A 22,878-nucleotide genomic window follows, 5' to 3' on the forward strand; every position below is an offset into this window, starting at 1 on the left:
CTTTCGGATTGAACAGCGGGCCGGTGGTATCGAACGTGCCGGGTCGGCTCGACATCTTCGGCATGAAGAATTTCGAATTGTTGGCTCCGTTCACATGGCAGGTGCCGCAATTCACTCCGGCCTGCCGCGCCACCGCGCCGAGCAGCCCCGGCGAATTGAAGGCGAGATCGCCCAGGTTCACCAGGTACGACTTGCTGCCGGTGCGCTCGGACTGGAACACTTCGCGCGGCTTGTCGAGGGCATCCTCGTTCAACTCAGTCGATATCGGCAACACGGTTTTGTCGCCGTCGACTGGGAAAGCTACCGCGCGTCCGAACAGTGCAAGGACCGCTAGCCCGACAAACAGTGCACCCAGACGCAGGTGAAACAATGTCATCGCGCCTGGGCCTCCAGCGTCGGCCGTTGCAGGCCGAGCTTGGTCGATGCACTCTGCAACGCCACGACCAGTTCCTCGCTGGTCCGGCGCAGATCCGCGATATTGACATGCGGTAGATCGGGCGTCGCGACGATGGCCTCGATCTGCTCGATCCGGTTCGCGACCATCTCGTCGAGTTTGCCGTCCACCGTATTGAGTGCGGCGGAGAAAATCGTGTGATACGCGAAATCGATACCGGCAACGTTGTTGCGCATATCGTCAAGCGAGGTGCCGCTGATACGCGACTCGCCGCCGTCCGCCTTGCTCTCTCCGACTTCGTAGGCGAGCCGCACCGTACCATCCAACAGGCTCTGGGGCGTGAGCTTGATGTCCCTGATCCTGCCGTGCAAGTCATTCAGATGCTCGACAAGGCCTGCCGCGTCGGCGGCGACATCAGTGTTGGCTGCGCCGAACAATTTCGCTTCGATCGCGTGAAACCCGCTGTCCGTGTTCGGCCAGGCGTCGATCTGCGCATCGAGTTCGGGGACGAAGCCTGCGGTGAACACTTCCGAACGCTCCCAGCCCGCGCGCGCGGAAAGCCAGGCCTTCTTTGCGCCGGGCAAATCCGCTGCTGCGGCGCGCTCCTGCAAGGCACACGCGCCTGCCAGCGCACTGGCGACTCCGTCGATCAGATACGGTCGATAACGTTCGGCTCCCTCTTCGAGAGCACCGGCATTCGCGGCACGCATCCCGGTCAACGACGCCAGGAGAAGGCACGTTGCCACTCGCATCTTGTGCATAATCTAACCCACTCATCCGCCAAGAAGGCTCATGGCGCGTAATGAGGCGAACTATTGTCGGTATCCTATGCGGATTTGTGACAGCCCGGACTTTTTGTCGCATCTTTTTCTGTCTCGACGTCGTCGACAATAACAAATCTCGCAAACTCATCGCGCCGATGCCGATCGATCGAAAATGGGCTGTTCAGCGTACGCAAGTTGTTGCAGACACATTGTCTGCACTCGTCACACCCATCCGATCGCAATGCATATCGAGCAAGAATCTCTTTATTTTTTCGGTTTTTATGGCGCGCTTTACATGCTGTGCTGCGCGGTGGCCCTAATCGATCTTCGCCATGGAGTCATTCCCGATTGGCTCAATCTTGCGATCGCGGCCCTGGGTCTCGAAAACGTTATCGTCACCGAAGGAGCGACTGCTGCCCTCGGCGCGATGGCGACGGCCGGTCTCGTCGGTGTCTTGTTCTGGCTATTGCAGCGTCTTTACTTCAGGTTGCGGCATGTGGATGGTTTGGGACTTGGCGACGTCAAATTTCTTGCCGCTGCCGCGATCTGGGTTGGCGCTGCTGGAGTTCCGACCTTGCTTCTGATCGCGGCGCTCGCGGCACTTGGTGTGGCGGGTGGCTTGCAGCTCGCGGGGCACGAGATGAGACGCCAGAGCTCAATCCCGTTCGGCCCCTTTCTTGCACTAGGGCTTCTCGTGACGTCTGCTCTTCAGAGTTGGCTGGGGCTGAACTAGCAGCGGCAAACGCTTCTAGTGCCGCGCGGCCATAGGCTTCTTGTCTGCGCTGATTGGAATGAGGCGAGTGCCGCCGCTGTCCTCGCTCCCGGGCCCCGGCAGCGTGAGCAGCGCCCCCTGCTCGTCCTTCTCCATCGTCACTTCGCGTCCGTTGATGGCCCGCAGTTTCCATCCTTGGAAATCATCGCCGAGTTTCAGCCGTAGCGCGGCTTTGGATGATTGATCGAGAAAGATCCCAAAGCTTTCATCGTCTCCCGCGATCGTGCCGACGAGCGACAGCGGGGGAAGCTCGATCTCGGCCTTACGCGGGGGCGACGGTGGCAGCGGCCTGCTGTCTGCCGGTTCCGCAACGACTGCGGGCGGAGGTCGCCGCGACGGTGAGAACACAGGACGATCGCGCGTGTTGGACAGCGTCTTGAGCGGGATGCCCCACAATGGATTTGCGCTGAGTGGCCTAGGCGCAGGCTCTGGCGACGGAGCCACCCGAACCGACGTCACCGGTTCAGAAGGCGGCGGCGATGCCAGCACTCGGCCGCCCAACCGGGTATCGTCGAGCAGCCCGGCGTCGAGTGCATCGGCGGAGCGGTCAGGTACTGCGGCCAATCCGGTATGAACCGAGACGACCCACAGCATGATGATCGCTAGAAGGCATCGCATCATTTGGCGCCCTGCCATTGTCCGGATACGCCCAGCAGAACGCGCAGCTTGCCCGGATCGGTCTCCTTGGTTGGCCCGTCAGAGACGGGTTGCACGACCAATTGGTCGATGAACAGGAACGGCATGCCGGCTTCGAGATCGTAAAGCACCCGCTGCAATTGCGCCTGCTCGATCTCGCAGCTAGCGACCATGCTGATGAAACCGGCCTTGGCTGGGACGCTGGGGACATCGAGCTGGGTCGACAGGACACTGCCGCCGGACTTGGCCACTGCGCCCGACACCCGCTGCAGTAAGGTGGCTCCTGCAACCGTGACTGTCGCTCCCTCGAGAAAGGCCGAGCCGATCGGCATGGCTGGCTGGCCGGGCGCTGTATTGGCCCTCGATCTGCCCTCCAACTGCGCGAGCATTGCGGTCGACGCCGCAACATCGCTTTGCCGCCCCACAAGCTCGGATAGCGAGACTATCACGATAAAAAGCAGCAACACGAAAAGTCCGAGATAGCTCGCCGTCGCGACCAGTGGCGAGGTGCTGACAACCAGCAACGACCGCGATGCTGCGCTCATGAGCCGGATCCGAAATAGGCGGTGATGTTGGCCTCAACGTGGAACCGCTCTGCCGATTCGTTCGCCGCGCGCGTCGTCGGCGCGAAGAAGGTGGCACGGGTGAATTGCGGCGACTGCTCCAGAAGCCGAATGAGAGATGGTGCATCCTGGGTCATTCCCACCACCTGCACTTTGGTTCCCTCGATGCGGAGTTCGGTCACATAAGTCGTGTCGGGCAGGACGCGCGAAAGGGCCTCCAGAAGCATGACGCTCGACGGCGTCGTCTGCTTGCGTTTGGCCAGCAGGCCGAGCCCGGATGAATCGCCATTGGCATCGAGGCGTAGCGCGGCGCGACGCTGCGAGATGCGGTGCTGCAAATCATCCAGCTCCGATTGCAGCCAGTCGCCGAGATAGATATTCATCAGCAGCGCCGCAGCGGCGGCGACTGCTGTCGAGGCGAGGCCAACGCGCAGGAGAAGCGAAACCTTTCGACCGGCAAGGGCACGCAGCCTTCGATCGAGCAGCGTCACGCGCAGCGGCGCGCCGTCACTGCCAACGGAGGGCACCGAGACCGCTACGGAGGCGCACGCGAGCGCCTTCGCCAACCCGATCAATGGGGCCACCGTGGCTGCGGAAGTGGCGCAGAACGCAACTTCGATGCGGTCATTGGCGGCGAGCTGCGGCGAACCCCAGCCAAAGACAGAGTTTGTGACGCTCCACGGCGTCAATCGGTCGACCTGTGCCCGGATCATGCCGTCGAGGAAATCGGCCGCCTGGCTGGGAAAATCGAGCAGACGGCTGACAACATGATCCGGCTGCAGCATCACCTCGATACGGCTTCCGTTCAAAGCTGCCTTCCAATCCGCCGGCAGCGGTGGCTGCGGCGCATCACAGTCGAGCCGGAACGAAAGCCGAGCCGGATCCGAACTGTCTTTCGGCGCCGCAAGGTAAGCGGTGAACGAGCCGTCGGCGTTCTGGTTGAGCGCGACGCTGCGCCGGCGCACAAACCTGCCTGCAAGGTCATCAACGGCGGTCGCAACTGCGTTGATCCATTGCTCAAACCATCGCTTTGCCTCGGCAAGTATCGCCATCAACTCCTCCCTCGAAGCAGGACCGCATTGCGTGGCTCGACATCGTCTTGCCAGGACAACACGCGATAGGGTTCGACCTTGTCACCGAGTGCGATCACTGCCTCGGACGTGGTACGGCGGCCGTTGCGAAATCGGATCGAAATCGCAATCCGATAACAGGAACTTTGCGCCGTCGATGCCGCGCTTTGCGGATTCTGCGTTCCAGCGCCGGCGCCCGGCGAAGCCGAACGCGCTCCAAATCCGCTCTGCTCGTTCCCCGATGCTCTGTCCAGGGTTGCCACGACTTCCGGCGAGGCGATGGCCGGATCGACGTCGGGCGTGCCGTTGAACACCGTGACGAAGGGCAGGGCGCGATCAACCAGGGCAGCAGGAACGCCCGCGACCAGCGCCAGCTCATTGACGTGAGTGAACAGACCTTGCCTGGGCGAATAGCCGAGCGCGTTGTAACGGGCTGCTTCCACGTTTTCGGCGCCAGGCGTGGGCCGGGTTCGCCAGCCGATGATCCGATCGGCATATTCGGCGGCTGCGTCCTTGCGGGCGCCGAGCACGGCGAAGAGGCCGACCAGCATCTCCTTCGACGCGTAGTTCAGGTCAAGGCGGCCGGCCTCCGACGTGAACGTCACGTCGACGCTGGCCTCATTAAGGCCGAAATGAAACGCGCCACGGGGCGGTCTCGCCTTCTCGTCGGTCAACGTCAACCGATAGGCGGCGAGCTCAAGTCCGGCCGACACTAGCGCCTCGGTCTGCAAGGACATGTCGTTGGCGGCTAGCGCCCGCGCCGACGCGGCGAGATAGGCCGAGAAGATGATCGCCAGCGACGACAACGCCAAAAGGATCCACAGCACTGCGACGATGACGAAGCCGCGATTGGCCGGAGATCGGTCGATGTTGCCCGTCGCGTCCATCAGGTTTTGCCTTGTTGCGGGACGCCGTCGGAATTGCGCTTGTCGCTGCAATTGCCGTCCGGCTTAGTGCAGTCGCTCGGAATCTGGACATGGACCGGCGCGATGGTCGAGACCGACAAGACACGCTGGCTCGCTGCGTCACGCACCGTCAGGCGGATCATCGTCGGCAACCTATCGGCATCCTTCCACGCGCTCTTCCATATCCTGTCAGTACCGGCATAAGCAAAGGACAGGCGATACGGCGCGCGCAGCAGCACGACGGGGCTGCCGAGATGCACCTGTTCGGTCAGCGACAGCCCGTCGGCGAGCGGCGTGAAGCGCGTCTGCGTGCGAACGGTAATGAATTCGCCGCGATCCCTTCTTTCGTCGAGGCGCACCACGTCGAGCCCGCGCTCCGCATTCGGTCCCACGGACGTTCGTACGAACATCACGGACAGTTCGGATCCATCGAATAGCGGCCGGCGGGTGTCGCGATTGACGGCGACGAACTCCGCCGCGGCGAGATCGGCGCCGATCCGCTCCAGCGCAATCCCGATCAGCTCGTTGCGCTGGATCCTGTCCAAGCCTCTGTTCCAACTCGGCAACCATTGCGCCGTGATGCTGGCGAGTGCCGACAGCAGCAGCCCCATCAGAACCAGTGCGACGATGGTCTCGATCAACGTGAAGCCGCGCTCGCGCGTTCGCTGGTCTGTCCTTGCCGGGGTCATTCCGAAGGCCTCGGCGTCAGACGCACGGTGCGGATATCGGACAGGGCTCCGCCCGGAGATTCGACGCGAATTCTGACCAGCTCGGGGGCCCAGGGCACGTTGCCGTCGGGAACCGTCCAGTCACCGTCGAGCGGACTGACGTCGATGGTCCAGCGATAGCCTTCCGCCTGTCCCGTCGACGTGCCCGACCGCAATTGCGCGCGCGACGGAATGCCGATCGTCATCAAGGTGCGCGTCGCCTGCATCAGTGCGACGTGCTGCTCCAGGGTCCGGACGCCGCGCGTCTTGCCGCCCATGACAGCGCCGATCGCGCCGATCGAGACAGCCACCAGCGCGAGCGCGACCAGCACCTCGATGATCGTGAAGCCCGCTTCGGCGTAGCTAGTTGGCGGCGATGTCGCGAGCAATGATTTCAACCCTTCCAGTCAGCCAGTTGACGCGGACCTCATACCCCGCATCGAGCCGCGTCAGCGCGATGGAGCCGCCGCAGGAACCGCCATTGGCGAAGAAACGGATGGTCGATAGCGCGGCCTGGCGCTGGCAGCTCTGCGGCAGGATGGCATCGAACCGAACGTCGTCGGGAATTCGCACCGTCGTGCGCGAGGACCCCGAGTGGACCACGCGGCTCGCCGCGTCGACCAGCGTTGCAACGCTGGTGCTGCGCTCAATGGCGGCGTTTCGATCTGCCTTCAGAAGCGTCGCAGTCTGCAACGCATAGGCCTGTAACCGTGATCGCGATGTCTGCTGCGGAATGAACGGAAGCAGCACGGCGGCCATGAGCGCGACGATGACGAGCACGCACACCATCTCGAGCAGGGTGAAGCCGCGCTGCGTGGCGTCAGTCATTCCCGTCATTCATCCCTGGCGGCGGTCGTCTTCTCGAGCGAAATGTCGGCCGAGGTGCCGCTGCCGCCCTCCTGTCCGTCGGCGCCGTAGGAGACGATGTCGTAAGGCCCGTGCTCGCCGGGCGCGTGATAGACGTAGGCGTGATTCCAGGGATCGTTCGGGACGTTGCCACCCTTCAGATACGGGCCATTCCAGGCCGCGACCCCCGGCGTGCGCCGGACCAACGCGGCAAGTCCCTCCGCCGTGGACGGGAACCGGCCGGCATCGAGATAGAACAGGTCGAGCGCGCTTGAGAAGCTCTGGAGCTGAATGCGCGCCGTCTTGACCTTGGATTCGCTGAGATAGTTGAGAACACGCGGCCCGATCAGCCCCATGATGAGGCCGATGATCGCAATCACCACCAGCATCTCGACGAGCGTGAAGCCCTCTTCCCCCGGATGCCTGGACCTTCGCGACCGCACGCGGCCGCGTTTCACCTGCGTGGAAAATGCGCCAATGATGGTGTTGCGCAATATCATGATCGATGATCCCTGCTCTAACCGACAAGCTGCGTGACCGAGAGCAGCGCTGTCATCACCGATACGATCAGTCCACCGACGACGGTGCTGATGGTGATGATCGCCAGTGGCCCGACGATGCCGACGACGCGGTCCAGGCTGCGCTGCAATTTTGCTTCGTAGAATTCTGCGACCCGCCCGGCCAACACTGGAAGCTGCCCGGTCTCTTCACCGAGCCGCAGCATGCGGACCGCCATGGGCGGCAGGCTGTCCGCCACGGCGAGCGCCTCCGATAGCTTTCCGCCGTGACGGACGCGGTCGGCGGCAGCGGTCCAGTTCGCCTCGCTTCCCGTCACCGCCATGATGTCGACGAGAATGCGCAGCGCGGCGGTGAGGTTGACGCCGCTGCCGAGCAGGACACCCAGATTACGGCAGAACAGACTGGCGCGATAAAACTGGAAGGCGCCGCGAATGCCCGGAACCCGCGCGACGGTGCTGATCAGTGCGGCACGCACGCGCGCCTGCCGCAGCAACCACCATGCAAGGGCGATCGCCGCCGCTGCAATTAAGCTCGCGGCCGTGGCGTTGGCACGGAGGAAATCCGACAGCGCGATGAAGCTGGCGAGCGCCGTGTCCGACTTGCCGCCGAAATCACCGAGCACGCTGGAAAACTGCGGCAGCACGAACAGGAGGAAAAACAGCATCACACCGGACGCCGCGACCAGCACGAACGCAGGGTACTGCATCGCATCGGTCAGCTTCCGCCGCATCAGTTCGGCGCGGGCGCGCTCGGCCCCCAGCATCTCCAGCACCGCATCGAGAGTGCCGGAGATTTCGCCAACGCGGACTAGCGCGACGTACATCGGCTGAAACAGGGCCGGATGATCGGCCACTGCATCGGCAAAGCTCTCGCCCGTGAGCAGGGCAGCGCGAATCTTGGCGACCACCGGACGCATCCGCCCGACATCGGCGTCGCCAGAGAGAAGCTCCAGCGCATCGTCAAGGCGCGCGCCGGCCTTGAGCAGCAGCGCGAGATCGTGCGTGAACGTAGTGACTTCGGCAGAGCTCGGCCCGCCGAACAGGCTGCGGCCTCCCGTGGCGGCGGACGCGCGTTTGTCCTCGGTGGTTTCGATCGGCAGGAGCTTGAGATACTCGATCCGACGCGCGACTTCGGCCGCGGTCGGAGCGGAGATCGTGCCGTTCACGATCTCGCCGGCTTGGGTCAGGGCTCGGTAGCGAAAATTCGGCACGGTGTCACCGGACGGTCGCAACGCGGAGGATTTCGGTGGGCGAGGTCGATCCGACGCGGCACTTGGCGACCCCGTCGTCGAGCATCGTGGTCATGCCCTCGCGGATCGCCATTGCGTCGATCTTCAACCCGTCGGTTCGCTCTCCAATCAGTTCGCGCAGTTCACTGGAAAATTCGAGCAGCTCGAATATGCCGAGGCGACCGCGATAGCCGGTTCCGCTACAGCGCTCGCAACCGCAAGGCTCCTGAATGGTCTCGCCGGCGCGGAACCCGAGCGCGGCGAGCCTCGGATCCTCGGTGAAGTCGGCCGTTGCAAGCGGTCGCGCCACCTTGCATCGCTCGCACAATTGGCGGACGAGACGCTGCGCGACCACGCCGCGCAACACCGAACGGAGCAGATAGCCCTCGACGCCGAGGTCAAGCAGTCGCGGCACTGCGGCTGACGCCGTCTCGGTGTGCAGCGTCGTCAGCACCAAATGTCCAGTTAACGCCGCATGCACCGCGACATGCGCGGTCTCGGAATCGCGGATTTCGCCGACCATGATGACGTCAGGGTCCTGACGAACGAAAGACCGAAGGGCAGTGGCGAAGGTCAGACCGATCGCTGGCTTGATCTGAGACTGGTTGACGCCGGGAATCTCGTATTCGACCGGATCCTCGATCGTGAGAATCTTGCGGCTGGGCTCGTTGAGGATCGACAGGATCGTCGCGAGCGTCGTGGTCTTGCCGCTGCCGGTCGGCCCTGTGATCACAATCATGCCATGCGGCAGCTTCAAGAGCCGCCGCAGCTTGCCTTCGTCAGGCACCGAGAAGCCAAGCTTTTCAACGATCAGCAGGCCACGATCCTTCGGAAGGATACGGATGACGGCGGATTCGCCGTGCTGTGTTGGCATGATCGCGACGCGGATATCGATCTCGGCGCGCCCGGCCCGCAGTCTCGCCGCACCGTCCTGCGGCAAGCGGCGCTCGGCAATATTGAGATTGGCAATGATCTTGATACGGGAGACCACCGCCTGAGGCAGCACGCCCGACAACGCCGCGACCGGCCGCAGCAGACCGTCGATCCGCAGGCGGACCGTGAGTCCGCCGGCAAACGGCTCGATATGGATATCGCTGGCACGAAGTTCGACCGCTTTCTCGATCAGATCGTTGACCGCGCGCACCACCGGAGCGCCGCTCGCAAGATCGCGCAGGCTCTCGATATCGTCTTCGCGCGGCAGTGCCGTCGCGGTTTCGACGGCCTGGGGCTCCTCGGCGCTGAAACTCTTGTTCAGCACGATGGCGACATCTTCCGATGACGCCACCTTCATCGTGATGCCGGCACCGAGCACGATCTGCGCCGCCCTCTGAGTTGCCTGGTCGGTCGGGTCGACGACAGCGAGCGTCGTTGTTCCATCGGCTGCCCTGCACGGATAGACCATGGTTTCGCGCAGGAAGCGCGGCGAGAACGATCCGACCAGCGGCTCAGCCGCCGTCATCTCCTGGAGCGTGATGCGGCCGAGCGCAAAGAAACGCGCGGCCGCCTCGGAAAATTCGGTCGGCGAGAGGCTGGTGACCTCCCACAGCTTCAAATGGCGATGGTCGGCGCCCTGTCCGGTGCGGTCGGCCGGCCCATCGATCGGCGTAAGCTGGTTGTTCTGACGGAGATAATCCACGAACCGAGCGGGCAGATCGTTGGCCATTCTGTTGTCCCGCCACACTATCTTGGATCAGCGCGCCGTAGCGTTCGGCTTCCCTCAACTGTATGGTTATCGATCCGAAGTGTGACAGCCGTGCGAAGTCACATCTTCTGTCTTGCTCAACATCGCGGATACGGGCAACACGGCGCGGCTGCTTCACGAAGTTCTGGTGCGATGCGAAGTTCAGGTCGCGAACGACAATCATGTAACTAATTTATTTCTGTCATGTTCGCTCGCTAAGAGTCCGCCAAGGCAGAACAGATCGTCGAAAGCAATCGAACAGCAGCCAGAGCGAAGGGCCTTCATGCAACGCGTAGGCACAATGGGCCGCCGCCCGATTCGTGGCGGCTTTGGAGCCGTGTTTGTTTTGTCATCGCTAGTGTTGTTGGTGTCCTGCAACTCCGCGACGGTCGGCGACGCAGGCGTCGACGCGGCGCAGCTGGACGTTTCAGACAAGGTGCGTTCGCTGGATCTGTTGCCGCGCCAGCCCCAGCCGGTGAACGCTTTGGCGGCAACGACCGGTAGCCAGGGCGGCGGCAACGTCCGCGCGGCGATGTATGAGGGAAGCGAAGTAACGGCCGTGGCGGACGATCGGCTGATGCCCACGCCGAACGGCAATGGTTTCGATCTGAATTTCGAAAACACGCCCGTGGCGACCGTCGCCAAGGTCGTGCTCGGCGATATCCTGCATGTCGGATACACAATCGACCCGCGCGTGCAGGGTACGGTGAGCCTGGTATCGGTTCGCCCGGTGCCGAAATCGGACATGGTCTTCGTGCTTGAAAATGCACTCCGCCTCAGCGGTGTCGTGCTGCTGCATGACACGACGGGCTATCGCCTGACGCCGCTCGGCGACGCGGTCGGTGGCGGCCGCCTCGACGCAGCCGCGGCCAATCCCGAGCCCGGGTTTGGTATCTCGGTCGTTCCCTTGCAATATGTATCGGCACAGACCCTGCTGAAGTTGACCGACAGCTTTGCCACGCGGGCCGGTGCGATCCGCGCCGACACGACGCGAAATCTGCTTTTGATCCAGGGCACCGGCGCGGAGCGCCGCACCGCCGTCGACACCGTGCTAAGCTTCGATGTGGACTGGATGCGTGGTCAATCCGTCGGCATCTTCCCGGTATCGAGCGGCTCGCCCGCGCCGGTCATAGCCGAGCTGGAGAAGATCGTCGATTCCGGCGAGAATGGCCTCAGCCAGAATGTCATCAAGTTCATGCCGATCACCCGCCTCAACGCGGTGATGGTGGTGACCAAGAAGCCGGAGATGCTGCGCACGGCCGCGACGTGGATCAAGCGTCTCGACCGCAACGACACCGCGCGAACCACGGTCCATGTCTACCGCGTCAAGTACGGCGATGCGCGCCAGATCGCGCGGGTTCTGACCGACATGTTCCTCGGCGGATCGTCCGGCAACCTGCTTGACAGTGCCGACAGCCAGGTCGCGCCGGGCTCCGGAGCCGTGGCGACATCGAGCGTAGCTGACCGTCTGTCGCTCAACGGCAATTCAAGCTCGAACATAGGTGGCTTTGCATCTCGCGGCAATTCGGCGGCGGGCGCGATGGGCCAGGGCATTGGCGCCGGTGGACAAGCGAACAATCCCAATCAGAGCCAGGGCAACAATGCCGCGCTCGACAGTGGACGCGGCTCCGGCACTGGCAACGGCCAGCCTGCGATGCAGGACGTGCGGATCACGCCCGATGCCGTGAACAACAATCTCCTGATCTATGCCGACCAGGCCAACTACCGCATCATCGAGGCCACGCTGCTCCAGATCGACGAACCGCAGCTCCAGGTTGCCATCGACGCGACGATCGCCGAGGTTACGCTGAACAACACTCTGTCCTATGGCGTGCAGACCTATCTCACCAGCAGGAACCTCGGCCTGAAGCCGAACACCGGTTCGATCCTCAATACTCAGGCCACCACTGCTCCCGCAACCGTCACGGACGCAACGACCGGTGCCGCCTCTGTCGCAGGCTCGGTCACCAATGCCTTCATCAACCGGGCCTTTCCGGGCTTCAATTTCCTGATCGGTTCCGAAACGCAGCCGAGCCTAATCCTGGATGCGCTGCACGCCGTCACCAGCGTCAAGGTGCTCTCCAATCCTTCGCTCGTCGTGATCAACAACCAGGTCGCGACCTTGCAGGTCGGCGACGTCGTTCCGGTGTCGACCGGCAGCGCGACGGTACTGACCACGAGCAACACGGTGGTAAACACGATCGACTATCGAAACACCGGCATCATCCTGAAGGTCTCGCCGCGCGTCAGCGTGAACGGCACGGTGCGGCTCGATATCGAGCAGGAGATCAGCAATGTGTCCGCGACCAGCGCGAACAGCCTGACGCCGACGGTGTCGGAGCGGCGCGTCAAGAGCCAGATCGCGGTCGTCAACGGTCAGACCGTGCTGCTGGCCGGCCTGATCAGCGAGCAGCAGAGCGGCTCCCGCAACGCGCTTCCCGTGCTGGACCAAATCCCCGGCCTTGGCGATGCCTTCGGGCATCAGAGCAACGCCACCCAGCGCACAGAGCTGATCATCTTTATCCGCCCGCAGATCATTCGTGACGGTTCCGACGCCCACGTCGTCGCCGAGGAGCTTCGATCTAGATTGCGCGGCAGCATCGCCACGACATCGACCAATGCGCCGATCACCACCAGCTTCCACTGAGCCGTACCGGACGGCGATCCGCGCGCTTGCGCCGCGGACGCCCCTCTGCGTCTTGCTTGCTTTTGCGCTTTTTGCGGCGACGACGTCCATCGCGAGCGCCGATAGTGTCTCGCGTGGATCCGCCGCCTTCCATCACGGCGATTATGCCCGCGCGGCTCGGGAGCTCTCGCCGCCGGCCGAACGCGGCAACGCGAGAGCCCTCGGCCTTCTCGGCTTCATGTACGAGCATGGCTTCGGCGTCCCACAAGCTTATGACGCCGCCGCCGATCTCTACTTTCGCGGGGCCGAGCAGGGAGACCCGTTCGCGCAAGCCATGCTCGGCCTGATGTATGACAGGGGGCACGGCGTTCCCGGGGACTTCGTGCTCGCCTACAAATGGCTCAACCTGGCGGCGGGCCGCGCAGGCGGGCGACAGCGAGAGGTCTATCTCAGGTTCCGGGACGCGGTCGCATCAAAGCTCTCCCGCAACGAGATCGTCGCCGGCCAGCAGCTTGCATTGAGATGGGTACCCGGGCGCCCCGTGCCGGAGCCACGCCCGACCGGCAGGTAGCGATTCAGCGCGAGGCGTCAACCTTTTCGATTCTCCTCGAACCTGGGCGCATTCCTTGATGTCAGCGCTGGTGCCCTCCAACACAGGCCTTCGGGAGCCTAAAAGCGGAGCCGCTGGGGCCCACTGAACCGGCTCACGCGGAGGATTGGATGAGATATCGTAGGTTTGGTTGGTGTGGGGAAAGACGGTAGCGCTCTCCCGCTACCACAGATTGGGTAGCTACCAATCCCCGAAATTCTCTCGTGATAATGAAACAGGCCGCATTCCGCCGCGGCGGCGCGAGCTGTGTCGCTCACATCGGACACGGTCTTGAAGATGGCTCGTCACGCCTACGTTTCCCGCCGGGACGGTAGAAACCTGTTTAGAGTGCGCTTGCCGGCTTGCCTGAAGCCGGGATCCAAGCCAGCGTTTCGGATAAGCCTACGGACGTCGGGACCAGAGGGTCGCCGTTCGCCGGGCAGCCCGAATTGCGAGCTGGATGATGAACGTCAAGGCGGCGAAGGAGGCGCTACAGGCATTGTGGTCGCGCCTGCAGGTCCTGGCGATCGAGTCCGTCCGCGACGAAGCCGATTTCGTGGAGCGCCGAGCGTTTCAGGACACGGCCTTTCTTGCCCAATCGGCCGTGCGCGGCCTGTCGCTGGGTACCGGGCGGGATGATCTGCGCGGTCGTGGCCGCATGCGAGGGAGCGGCTGCAAGGGCAGCGGTCCCAGCCGCCAACGCGCATAAGTTGACAAGGGCGGTGCGCCGTGGACTATCGAGCGGCATTCAGTATCTCCTCATATTGCTTGCTGGTGAATCGATCGAGCATTGCTCGAAAGGTCCGCCTTACTCCCTATGAGGTAGGAGCGCCACGACAGCACACCAACGCAGTTTTCAGATCGATTCGATCACAAGACCTGATGAATACTCCGCGATTGGCGTTGCCGTCGCTTATTCCGCAGGCGCCGGATGGACGTCGCGTGACGCCGCTTGATGCCGTCGCGCGCCGAACAGCCAATTCTGCAACCGGTCGAGGTAGAGGTAGATGATTGGCGTGGTGTAGAGCGTGAGCACCTGAGACAATGCGAGACCGCCGACGATTGCGTAGCCCAATGGCTGACGGATCTCCGATCCGACACCAGTGCCGACCATCATCGGTACGGCGCCGAGGAGCGCGGCCATCGTCGTCATCAGGATCGGACGAAAGCGCTTGATGCAGGCCTGGTAGATCGACTGCTCCGGTGTAAGGCCCTCAGTTTGCTCGGCCTGGATCGCGAAGTCGACAAGCATGATGCCGTTCTTCTTGACGATGCCGATGAGCAGAACGATCCCGACCACCGCGATCACACTCAGGTCGAAATGAGCGGCCATCAGCAGCAAAAGCGCGCCGACGCCCGCCGAGGGGAGCGTCGAGATGATCGTGATGGGATGGATCGTGCTTTCATAGAGCACACCGAGGATGAGGTAGATCACGAACAGCGACGCGCCGATCAGGACCGGCGTGCTCTTCAACGAGGCACCGAACGCCTGGGCGTTGCCCTGGAAGCTCGTCTGCAGTGACAGCGGCGGATGCAGCTCCTTCGCGATCGACTGTATGCCGCTCACCGCCTGACCGATTGCGGCTCCGGGCGCCAGATTGAACGAGATCGTCACGGAGGGGAATTGTCCCTGGTGGTTCACGACGAGCGGCGCGACCTTCACCACCGAATCGACCAGCGTCGACAGCGGTACCTGCTGGCCGCTCGACGATTTGACGTAAATGTTGTTGAGCGCTTCCGGTCCATACTGGAACTTCGGGTTGACCTCCAGGATCACGTGATATTGCTGCAGTGTGGTATACATCGTCGAGACGATCCGCTGTCCGAATGCGTCGTCGAGCGTGTTGTCGATCGTGTACGGAAGGATGCCATAGGACGAGGCGACCTCGCGCTTGATCGCGATGTCGAGCAGCGGTCCGGCATTGAGTTGGTCGGTCGTCACGTCCGCGACGGTGGGCAGGGTCTTGATCTTGTCGAGGAACAGGCCCGTCCAATGGCTGAGCTCGCCCTGATCGGCATCGTTCATGGTGTACTGGAACTGGGTCTTGTTCAGGCGCGCGCCGACGGTGATGTCCTGCGCGGGCTGCATGTAGAGGGTAATGCCCTGGATCTTGGCAAGAGTGGCGTGAAGTCGTGCGATCACCTTGTCGATCGGGTCGCGCTGGTCGGCAGACTTGAGCTGGATGAATACGCGGCCGTCGTTAACGGTGTAGGTGCCGCCGCCGGCGCCGACCGCCGAGCCCACCGATGCAACGGCAGGATCCCGCACGATCGCGTCAAGCATTGCTTGCTGACGCTCGGCCATCGCCTGGAACGAGATGTCCTGCGCGGCTTCCGACTGGCCCAGGATCAGGCCGGTATCCTGCTGAGGAAAGAAGCCCTTGGGAATGATGACGTAGAGACAGCCGGTCAACGCGATGGTGCCGATCATGACCATCAAGGTGGTGAAGCGATGCCGGAGCACGACCTTCAGTCCCGCTTCGTAGGCGTTGAGAAGCAGATCGAAGCCGCGCTCGGACCAGCAGTAGAGGCGCCCGTGCTCGTGACTCTCGGGCTTGAGCAGATACGCGCACATCATCGGCGTCAGGGTGCGGGAGATCACCAGGGAGAGCACCAGCGCGACGCTCACGGTGATCGCGAATTCGCGGAATAGAAGGCCGACATAGCCGCTCATCAGGAAAAGCGGAATGAAGACGGCGATCAAGGAGAACGTGATAGCCATCACCGTGAAGCCGATCTCGCCGGATCCCTTCATAGCGGCGTCGTATGGAGACAGGCCTTCCTCGATATGTCGCGTGATGTTCTCGATCTCGACGACCGCGTCGTCGACGACGAATCCGACGGCGATCGACAGCGCCATCAGCGAGAGATTGTCCAGGCTATAGCCCATTTCGTAGAGGATCGCGAAAGTGCCGATCAGCGAGAGTGGCACCGTGACGGCTGGAATGATGGTTGCCCAGAAGCTACGAAGGAATATGAAGATCACCATCACGACGAGAGCAATCGTCAGGAGCAGCGTGAACTGCACGTCCGCAACCGAGGCGCGGATCGTCTGGGTGCGATCCGAAACGACGTTGATCTTGATATCGGCAGGGATCGACGCCTGGAGGGTCGGCATCATCGCTCTGATGCGCTGCACCGTCTCGATGACATTGGCCCCAGGCTGACGCTGCACGGCAAGAATGATGGCGCGCCTGTTGTTGTACCAGCCTGCTATCAGATCGTTTTCTCCCGCGCTGATGGCGCGTCCGATGTCGCGAATCCTGACCGGCGATCCGTTGCGATAGGCAATGACCAGATCAGCATATTGATCCGGGTGGAACAGTTGATCGTTGGTGTTGAGCGTATAGGTCTGGCGCGGGCTATTGAGCGTTCCCTTGGCCAAATCGATGTTGGCCTGGCCAAGAACGGTACGAACATCCTCCAGGTTGATGCCGCGTGCGGCCAGTGCCTGCGGATCGACCTGGACGCGCACAGAGGCCTTCTGCTGGCCGCCGATGCCGACAAGGCCCACGCCCTGAATCTGCGAGATCTTCTGCAGCAGGATGTTCTCGGCAAACGCATCGACGGTCGTGAGCGGCAGACTGTCCGAGGTAAGACCCAGCACGAGGATCGGCGTATCGGCCGGATTGACCTTCCGGATCGTCGGCGGATAGGGCATGCCGGTGGGCAGATACGGACTTGCCGCGTTGATGGCCGACAGCGTATCGCTGACTGCGCCGTCAATCTGGCGGTTCAAGTCGAATTGCAGCGTGACTTGGGTGTAGCCGAGCGCGCTCGCCGAGGTCATCTGCGTGAGCCCGGGGATTTCCCCGAATTGAAGCTCGAGGGGAGAAGCGACCGAAGAGGCCATCGTCTGCGGGTCCGCGCCCGGCAGCTGGGCGGTAACCGTCAGCGTTGGATAGTTGACATTCGGCAGTGCAGCCACCGGCAGCAACGGATACGCGACAAGTCCGGCAGCCAACAATCCGATCATCAACAGCGCGGTCGCGATCGGTCGGCGGATGAAGGGTGCGGAGATGTTCATGGGATAGGTGCCTGCAATGCGTCTTGAGCGGCGGCTTCCTCTGCAGCCTTGCCGTGTAATGGAACGACGTGTGTTCCCGGCCGCAGCTTGTATTGTCCATCGACCACGACCTGCTCATCGGCTTTCAGACCGGAATCAATCAGCGCCTGACCGTCGCTGACCTGCGCGACCTTGATCTGGCGGAGAGAGACCGTGTTGTCCGGATTGATGACGTAAGCATATGGCCCGTTCGGTCCTTGCTGGACAACGGCGGCGGGAACGGTCAGGCCGTTCTGCCGCGTATCGAGCAGCAGTCGTGCATTGACGAGCTCGCCGGGCCAGAGGCTGTTCTGCTTGTTGGGAAAGTTCGCCTTGAGCTGGATCGAGCCAGTGGTCTGCAGGATCTCATTATTGACAAGCCCGAGCTGTCCGTCGCCAAGCCGAATCGTATTGTCCTGGTTGTAGGCCAGAACGGAGAGAGGCGTTTTCGTTTTCCGCTGCTGTTGCTGGATCTGCGGAAGAACGGTCTCAGGCAGAGTAAAGATCAGCGAGATCGGGTCCAGCTGGGTCACGACACAGAGGCCATTCGTGCTTGACGGGCTAATGATGTTGCCCACGTCGATCTGGCGAATGCCAACCACCCCGTTGATTGGAGACGTAAGCCGCGTGAAACTGAGCTGTACTTTCGCAGCATCGATCAGGGCCTGGTCGGCCTTGATCGCCGCCTGCAGCTGGCTGACCTGCGCATTTTGCGTTTCAATCAATTGCGGCGTGGCCCAGCCTTTGTCGCCGAGCTGGTTGTAACGGGCTTGATTGGCCCGCGCATTTGCGAGTTGCGCCTGATCGCGCTCCAGGTTGGCGGTATATTGATCGATCAAGGCCTGGTAGGGCCGCGGATCGATCTGTGCGAGCAGATCGCCAGCATGGACCTGCTGGCCCTCGGTAAAGTTGATACTGATGATCTGCCCCTGGATCTGCGCTCGCACGATATCCGTGTTGTAGGCAATCACTGTGCCGACGCCGGTCAGATAGATCGGTACGTCGTGCTGGGTTACGGTACCGGCGACGATCGGAACAGGTGGCACCGGAGCCGGTGCAGCGGCGGCCTTCTGCAAGGGGTCGAGATGCGCAAAGTGCAGCAGGCCGGCGCTCGCGATGACCGCGGCCGACACGGCGGCCGAGATGACAATCTTCATTTTCATGGATGTTGCTCCGGAAGGAAGAAGCTCAGCAGCCGCCCGTGGATGCGGATGCGAAGGATGAGCATCCAGGTGTCGCGATCGAAGCGGGCGCTGTAGTGGGGGCGGTTACAGTCGGCACTGTCGGCAAGGTCGGCGCGATGTTGCCTGTCACGAGCGGCGCTGCCAGCGTGGGAAGGAGTGCCGCAGAGCTGACACCGAGGCTGCCAATCTCCGTTGAGTCGAGCGGAATGCCGGTCTTGGGACTGCCGCCGAGCGTTGTCGGGGCCGTCGAACTCGGGCTCGAGGATGCGGCGATACTGCTCGAGCCGGAGCCGCACATGCCGGACATACCGGCGGTATCGAGGGTGCCCGATGTGGTCGACATCCCGGAGCTTTGCGTCATTCCCGACATCGACGAGGTCGCCGCTATCCCTGACGACATGTCTATCGATGCTGCTGTATTCCCGTCCGCGCTGCCGGCGGTCGCTGTTGATCCGGCCATCGCCATTCCGCCGCCGTCATAGGTCGACGTCGAGCCGTACGTTCCGCTCGGCGAGAGACCGAGGGTTGAGCATCCGGTGCCGGTGGACGGAATGGCGATGCTGCCGGTGACTATAGCGGCCGGGCTGATGCCTGACGAAGGAAGTTCGGTTGCACCAAGACCGATCCCCAGGGGCGAAATCGGCGCCCCCGTGCTGCTGCCGAGCGGGGAAGTCGTTCCCACCGTCGGAGTCGGGAGCGCCATTCCTGTCACCTGTGCAAGCGCTCCACCGCCAGCGAGGAAGGCAAGGCAGGCGGCGGCGATCAAGCGATATCTCACGGGCGTGCTCCATTGTAGAGAAGCGGTGCACTGAACCTGACAATCGCTAGACGGATGCCCTTGCGGTTTTGCACGAAATTCGCGTGACGTCGATCTCCGACAGCGGCAATCCCAAAGGGAACAAAGAGAAGGACCCGCCGAGGCGGGTCGATTCGTCCTTCAAGTGCGGCGCAGATCAATGGCGTTTAACAAACGCTCAGGCCTGTGTCGGCAAATGGGTGAGAATCTTGTCGAGTGTGATCGGATAATTCCTGATCCTTGCGCCGCAGGCATTGTAGATCGCGTTGGCGATTGCAGCTCCAGCACCACAGATCCCGAGCTCGCCGATTCCCTTGCTCTTCAGTGGATTGGAGCGCTCGTCCAGCTCCGGAAGGGTCGAACACGAGGTCCTCATGCAGGGCTGCACCTACGCCGAACACCATTCCGCCAACAGGAGTGCGGTGGTGCCGGTCTCGATGACCGTACGGCGCGTGACCTCTACGGCTGGAAAAGTGGCGTGTTTATCTTCCGTGTCTGTTCCGTGTTTGCAGGGCAAATCAAAGATGTCGGGGTTAGGCCGCCTCGCTCATGACCAGAGCCCGTCCGGCAGATTGACGACGATCGGCACAGGCGTGCTGCGCACCACGACCCATCGGAAAGGAAGGAGCTGGGAGGGATTGATCTCCATATGCGGAAGAAACGCGGGAACATGAATGAAGTCGCCGGCCTTCGCGCGTGCGGAGAACTCGCCCCTGTCGCCCCAGCGAACTTCGCACCGGCCCGACAGGACGAATGCGATCGTGTCCTGTTCGCCGTGATGGTGGATGCCGGTTCGTGCGCCTGGCTCGACCTCGAAGAGGCCGCCCCAAATGGTCGAACTGATGCCCAGGGTTGGTCCGATCGCGGCGAAACGCTGGGAGCCCGATGTTTGGGCCGTCGTCGCGTCGAAGCGGTCCCGGCTCACGATTTGGATGGCGGATCGCGTGTCCATCATGCCGCCTCCCGATCCGGAGGCGCCATGAATTCGGGACCGATGGGATCCTTGATCGTCTCCTGAAGAATTCGATCGATTTCGGCCATGGCTTCAGCATCAATCCGCCACCCGAGCACGCCGGCGATCGGCGAGAGCTGCTCGGCGCGCCGAGCCCCCCATAGCGCGATGTTCCGCTCGCCGCGATCGAGCACCCAGCGTACTGCCAATTGGACCACTCGCCGGTCGAAGCGTTCCCGCGCGAACTGGTCGAGCCGCCCAACGGCGTCAAGATAGTGCTGAAAGCGTGGCGACCGGAATTTAGGGTCGCTCTTGCGCAGGTCGTCGCCGGTGAATTGGCTCGATGCGGACATGCTGCCGGACAAGAGACCGCGGCACAGCGAACCGTAGGCTAGGAGCGCGATCTTCTTCTCCTGGCAATAGGGGAGAACGTCCTGCTCGATGGCACGTTCGAACAGATTGTAGGGTGGCTGCGCCGTATGAAGTGGCGCGACCTTGCGGAATTCATCCATCTGTGCCGGACTGAAATTGCTGACGCCAACTGCCCGAATTTTCCCATCGCGATGCAGCGCGCCGATGGCTTCGGCGGTTTCCGCAATCGGTACGCGCGGATCAGGCCAGTGCACCTGGTAGAGATCGATGACATCCGTCCGAAGCCGCTTCAGCGAATTCTCGACCTCTTCGACAATGCGTGCCTTGCTTGCGTTGCGGAATGGCTTGCCGTCCTTCCAGTCGAGTCCGGCCTTTGTGGCGATGACCGCCTTCCAGCGGCGGTCGCCGGCGAGGGCTGCTCCGACGATTTCCTCCGAACGACCGAATCCATAGACGGGCGCGGTGTCGATGAGATTGATTCCGCTATCGAGTGCTTCCTGAATCGTCTTGACGGCATCGCTTTCGTCGGTCCCGCCCCACATCCAGCCGCCGATCGCCCACGTCCCCAGTGCGATGCGGGATACGCGAATGGATGTGCCGGGAATGTCGATGAATTCCATGTTCTTCTTCGGGACGGCGTTCATTGCTAGCTCCTTTAGTCTGCGCCCGCTTGCATGAGACGACGCTCGGGATGGCCGCGCGAGCTGATGTCGATGCTTCGCTGTGTTCCGTGCCCCTCTCTGGATATCGAGAGCTGCAGCGGCGCATTGGCGGCGCTGAATGGACAAACCAGCCAATCCTGAGGTATGGCCGCTGGCGACAGGGCGCCAGTAAATTGGATTTCAGAGCCGTCACTTTGAATTGAGGCTTCTGATTGGGGCTCGGTCCGGATTGCACAGGCCATCCAGACCGAACGTAAGGGCTACAGTCTAGCTGCAGCTCAGTGGCAGCGGCTGATCGGGATGCAGGACATACCAGTCGTAGCAGTCAGAATCGCCATAATAGTAGCCGTAGCCCGGCCGGTATCGGCCGTGTTGGTGCATGGCGTGGTCGTGGATGCCCATGCCATACGGATGGGAATGATCGCCTAGGCCGAAGTGATCGCCACCGACTCGTGTCATGTCGCCACGCATCGCCATGCCGCCGACATGAACGCCTCCGCCGAAGCCGCCCACATGCGCACCGCCGCTAAGGCCGCCAAGATGAGCACCGCCACCGATGCCGCCGATGTGCGCGCCTCCACCAAATCCACCCATATGCCCGCCACCGCCGAAACCTCCGCCGTGACCGCCACCACCTCCGCCGCCGCCCCGCGCATCGGCCGCGCCGACGGCCAGCACGAAGGTGAGCGCGGCCGTGGCCAGGATCATCAATACCCGTTTCATCGGAACACTCCTTCTACTTGATGCTTCGCAGATCAACGCAGGATCCGGGTGTGGCTGCGTGACGAGCTTTCGCGATAATGGAAAGAGTAGGCAGGCTTGATGTCCGCACCATTCAATTCGCCTTCACAAAAGTTGGAATGCTGCTTGATCCGCAAGTTTGAGGATGCCGCGAATGGGAGACGCTTGATCGATGTTCGCGTCCGGAGGACCGGCCAAGAAAAAAGCGGGCCGGAACAGAGTCCAGCCCGCTCTTCAGGCCGGTGGTCGACGGTACCCGCGCGCGCAAAAAATGCGAGCCGAATAGCGGAGCCAGCCGAAGCAGAGGGTACGGCGATCAGAACGCGCCGGTGCCCGGTTCGCAGGGAACGTTGTTGCCGGTCCACGGCGCGGTCGCAAAGGCGCCGACGCGCGGCGCCGGAACGCAGGCACGCTCAGCCGAGTAGATCGACGCGGCCGGCACAGCGGCATTGGCTTCCACGGCGGTCCGCCGGGCGAGGCTGCCGCTTTCGCGCGCCATGGCGGGCGTAGCGAGCATTGCCACCGCGATCAGTCCAGTCGAAAGCAGTTTGAGATTCGTCATTGAGGTTCTCCATTGAAAACAGCAGGCCGGATGAACGAGTGGCCCGTCCGAGCAGGTGGGATGGATCACGGATCAGCCAAAGGCACGAAACATTCACAATCCATCAATGGAGCGTTACTCAAGGCTGGAAGAAGCGAGACTGCGTCAACGCCTTCACTGGCACTTCAGGAATGCGTCGCTCTCCCTTGGAGATTCGAATCGCGGCGCGAGAGAAGCCCGCATCAGCGCAGATGGAGTGGAATGCAAGATGAGCAAGCCGGATAT

General features: G+C 62.5%; 24 protein-coding genes. 6 read left to right on the top strand and 18 right to left on the bottom strand.

Translation table 11 applies throughout. The annotated features are described in order from the left end of the window. Positions 1 to 94: 94 nt before the first annotated feature. Positions 95 to 334, top strand: coding sequence for a hypothetical protein (locus ABIB73_RS08575; protein ID WP_354223016.1), 240 nt, complete (start codon positions 95 to 97; stop codon positions 332 to 334). A 38-nt stretch (positions 335 to 372) separates the two neighbouring features. Here the strand turns inward: ABIB73_RS08575 and ABIB73_RS08580 are convergent, their stop codons facing one another. Further along, the gene (locus tag ABIB73_RS08580; RefSeq protein ID WP_354223018.1) at positions 373 to 1,104 is read right to left on the bottom strand and encodes an EfeM/EfeO family lipoprotein; all 732 of its coding nucleotides are present in this window, start codon (positions 1,102 to 1,104) and stop codon (positions 373 to 375) included. A 295-nt stretch (positions 1,105 to 1,399) separates the two neighbouring features. Here ABIB73_RS08580 and ABIB73_RS08585 point away from each other — a divergent pair, with 295 nt between their 5' ends. Next, complete coding sequence (locus ABIB73_RS08585; RefSeq protein WP_354223020.1) at positions 1,400 to 1,891, top strand: prepilin peptidase; 492 nt, start codon at positions 1,400 to 1,402, stop codon at positions 1,889 to 1,891. Positions 1,892 to 1,906: 15 nt separating this feature from the next. Here the strand turns inward: ABIB73_RS08585 and ABIB73_RS08590 are convergent, their stop codons facing one another. The 10 genes from ABIB73_RS08590 to ABIB73_RS08635 are packed head-to-tail and all read right to left on the bottom strand — an operon-like array spanning position 1,907 to position 10,067. Beyond that, positions 1,907 to 2,524 (bottom strand): hypothetical protein, encoded by a 618-nt coding sequence (locus ABIB73_RS08590; protein ID WP_354223022.1) that lies wholly within the window; start codon positions 2,522 to 2,524, stop codon positions 1,907 to 1,909. A gap of 23 nt (positions 2,525 to 2,547) precedes the next feature. Next, complete coding sequence (gspM, locus tag ABIB73_RS08595) at positions 2,548 to 3,111, bottom strand: type II secretion system protein GspM (protein WP_354223024.1); 564 nt, start codon at positions 3,109 to 3,111, stop codon at positions 2,548 to 2,550. Further along, positions 3,108 to 4,181 carry a PilN domain-containing protein gene (locus ABIB73_RS08600; protein WP_354223026.1) on the bottom strand — a complete coding sequence of 358 codons (1,074 nt, stop codon included), beginning with the start codon at positions 4,179 to 4,181 and terminating at the stop codon, positions 3,108 to 3,110. Before ABIB73_RS08600 ends, gspM begins: the two co-directional genes overlap by 4 nt. After that, entirely contained in the window at positions 4,181 to 5,086 is a 906-nt protein-coding gene (locus tag ABIB73_RS08605) for a type II secretion system minor pseudopilin (protein ID WP_354223028.1), read from the bottom strand. The genes ABIB73_RS08600 and ABIB73_RS08605 overlap by 1 nt, the downstream gene beginning before the upstream one ends. Then, positions 5,086 to 5,793, bottom strand: a complete 708-nt coding sequence (locus ABIB73_RS08610) for a PulJ/GspJ family protein (protein ID WP_354223030.1) — start codon at positions 5,791 to 5,793, stop codon at positions 5,086 to 5,088. Before ABIB73_RS08610 ends, ABIB73_RS08605 begins: the two co-directional genes overlap by 1 nt. Then, on the bottom strand, positions 5,790 to 6,200 hold the full coding sequence (locus tag ABIB73_RS08615; RefSeq protein ID WP_354223032.1) for a prepilin-type N-terminal cleavage/methylation domain-containing protein: 411 nt from the start codon (positions 6,198 to 6,200) through the stop codon (positions 5,790 to 5,792). The genes ABIB73_RS08610 and ABIB73_RS08615 overlap by 4 nt, the downstream gene beginning before the upstream one ends. Further along, positions 6,175 to 6,639 (bottom strand): prepilin-type N-terminal cleavage/methylation domain-containing protein, encoded by a 465-nt coding sequence (locus ABIB73_RS08620; RefSeq protein WP_354223034.1) that lies wholly within the window; start codon positions 6,637 to 6,639, stop codon positions 6,175 to 6,177. The genes ABIB73_RS08615 and ABIB73_RS08620 overlap by 26 nt, the downstream gene beginning before the upstream one ends. A gap of 5 nt (positions 6,640 to 6,644) precedes the next feature. After that, positions 6,645 to 7,157 (bottom strand): type II secretion system major pseudopilin GspG, encoded by a 513-nt coding sequence (gene gspG / locus ABIB73_RS08625; RefSeq protein ID WP_354223036.1) that lies wholly within the window; start codon positions 7,155 to 7,157, stop codon positions 6,645 to 6,647. Between the two features lie 17 nt (positions 7,158 to 7,174). Then, positions 7,175 to 8,386, bottom strand: coding sequence for a type II secretion system F family protein (locus ABIB73_RS08630; protein ID WP_354223038.1), 1,212 nt, complete (start codon positions 8,384 to 8,386; stop codon positions 7,175 to 7,177). A 4-nt stretch (positions 8,387 to 8,390) separates the two neighbouring features. Beyond that, positions 8,391 to 10,067 (bottom strand): GspE/PulE family protein, encoded by a 1,677-nt coding sequence (locus ABIB73_RS08635; RefSeq protein ID WP_354223040.1) that lies wholly within the window; start codon positions 10,065 to 10,067, stop codon positions 8,391 to 8,393. Positions 10,068 to 10,386: 319 nt separating this feature from the next. Here ABIB73_RS08635 and gspD point away from each other — a divergent pair, with 319 nt between their 5' ends. The 3 genes from gspD (at position 10,387) to ABIB73_RS08650 (ending at position 14,009) form a co-directional block, all read left to right on the top strand. Next, the gene (gene gspD / locus ABIB73_RS08640) at positions 10,387 to 12,732 is read left to right on the top strand and encodes a type II secretion system secretin GspD (protein WP_354224237.1); all 2,346 of its coding nucleotides are present in this window, start codon (positions 10,387 to 10,389) and stop codon (positions 12,730 to 12,732) included. A gap of 52 nt (positions 12,733 to 12,784) precedes the next feature. Beyond that, entirely contained in the window at positions 12,785 to 13,282 is a 498-nt protein-coding gene (locus tag ABIB73_RS08645) for a tetratricopeptide repeat protein (RefSeq protein ID WP_354223042.1), read from the top strand. Positions 13,283 to 13,760: 478 nt separating this feature from the next. Continuing rightward, complete coding sequence (locus ABIB73_RS08650) at positions 13,761 to 14,009, top strand: hypothetical protein (RefSeq protein ID WP_354223044.1); 249 nt, start codon at positions 13,761 to 13,763, stop codon at positions 14,007 to 14,009. 204 nt (positions 14,010 to 14,213) lie between these two features. On the opposite strand, the gene ABIB73_RS08655 is transcribed toward ABIB73_RS08650, so the two are convergent. Together ABIB73_RS08655 and ABIB73_RS08660 are read right to left on the bottom strand one after the other, a co-directional pair. Then, a complete protein-coding gene (locus ABIB73_RS08655; RefSeq protein WP_354223046.1) occupies positions 14,214 to 17,327 on the bottom strand; it encodes an efflux RND transporter permease subunit in 3,114 nt (1,037 codons plus the stop codon). Continuing rightward, positions 17,324 to 18,508, bottom strand: coding sequence for an efflux RND transporter periplasmic adaptor subunit (locus ABIB73_RS08660; protein ID WP_354223048.1), 1,185 nt, complete (start codon positions 18,506 to 18,508; stop codon positions 17,324 to 17,326). Before ABIB73_RS08660 ends, ABIB73_RS08655 begins: the two co-directional genes overlap by 4 nt. A gap of 38 nt (positions 18,509 to 18,546) precedes the next feature. Here ABIB73_RS08660 and ABIB73_RS08665 point away from each other — a divergent pair, with 38 nt between their 5' ends. After that, on the top strand, positions 18,547 to 19,011 hold the full coding sequence (locus ABIB73_RS08665) for a hypothetical protein (protein ID WP_354223050.1): 465 nt from the start codon (positions 18,547 to 18,549) through the stop codon (positions 19,009 to 19,011). 492 nt (positions 19,012 to 19,503) lie between these two features. Here the strand turns inward: ABIB73_RS08665 and ABIB73_RS08670 are convergent, their stop codons facing one another. From ABIB73_RS08670 to ABIB73_RS08690, 5 genes are all read right to left on the bottom strand, one after another. Continuing rightward, on the bottom strand, positions 19,504 to 19,701 hold the full coding sequence (locus ABIB73_RS08670) for a hypothetical protein (RefSeq protein ID WP_502918425.1): 198 nt from the start codon (positions 19,699 to 19,701) through the stop codon (positions 19,504 to 19,506). Positions 19,702 to 19,872: 171 nt separating this feature from the next. Beyond that, a complete protein-coding gene (locus ABIB73_RS08675; RefSeq protein ID WP_354223052.1) occupies positions 19,873 to 20,280 on the bottom strand; it encodes a cupin domain-containing protein in 408 nt (135 codons plus the stop codon). Then, complete coding sequence (locus tag ABIB73_RS08680; RefSeq protein WP_354223054.1) at positions 20,277 to 21,437, bottom strand: aldo/keto reductase; 1,161 nt, start codon at positions 21,435 to 21,437, stop codon at positions 20,277 to 20,279. Before ABIB73_RS08680 ends, ABIB73_RS08675 begins: the two co-directional genes overlap by 4 nt. A 141-nt stretch (positions 21,438 to 21,578) precedes the next feature. Next, the gene (locus ABIB73_RS08685) at positions 21,579 to 22,034 is read right to left on the bottom strand and encodes a hypothetical protein (protein ID WP_354223056.1); all 456 of its coding nucleotides are present in this window, start codon (positions 22,032 to 22,034) and stop codon (positions 21,579 to 21,581) included. A 334-nt stretch (positions 22,035 to 22,368) separates the two neighbouring features. Next, on the bottom strand, positions 22,369 to 22,614 hold the full coding sequence (locus ABIB73_RS08690; protein ID WP_354223058.1) for a hypothetical protein: 246 nt from the start codon (positions 22,612 to 22,614) through the stop codon (positions 22,369 to 22,371). Between the last annotated feature and the right edge of the window lie 264 nt (positions 22,615 to 22,878).

The sequence above is a fragment of the Bradyrhizobium sp. F1.4.3 genome (assembly GCF_040548375.1).
Classification (GTDB): domain Bacteria; phylum Pseudomonadota; class Alphaproteobacteria; order Rhizobiales; family Xanthobacteraceae; genus Bradyrhizobium.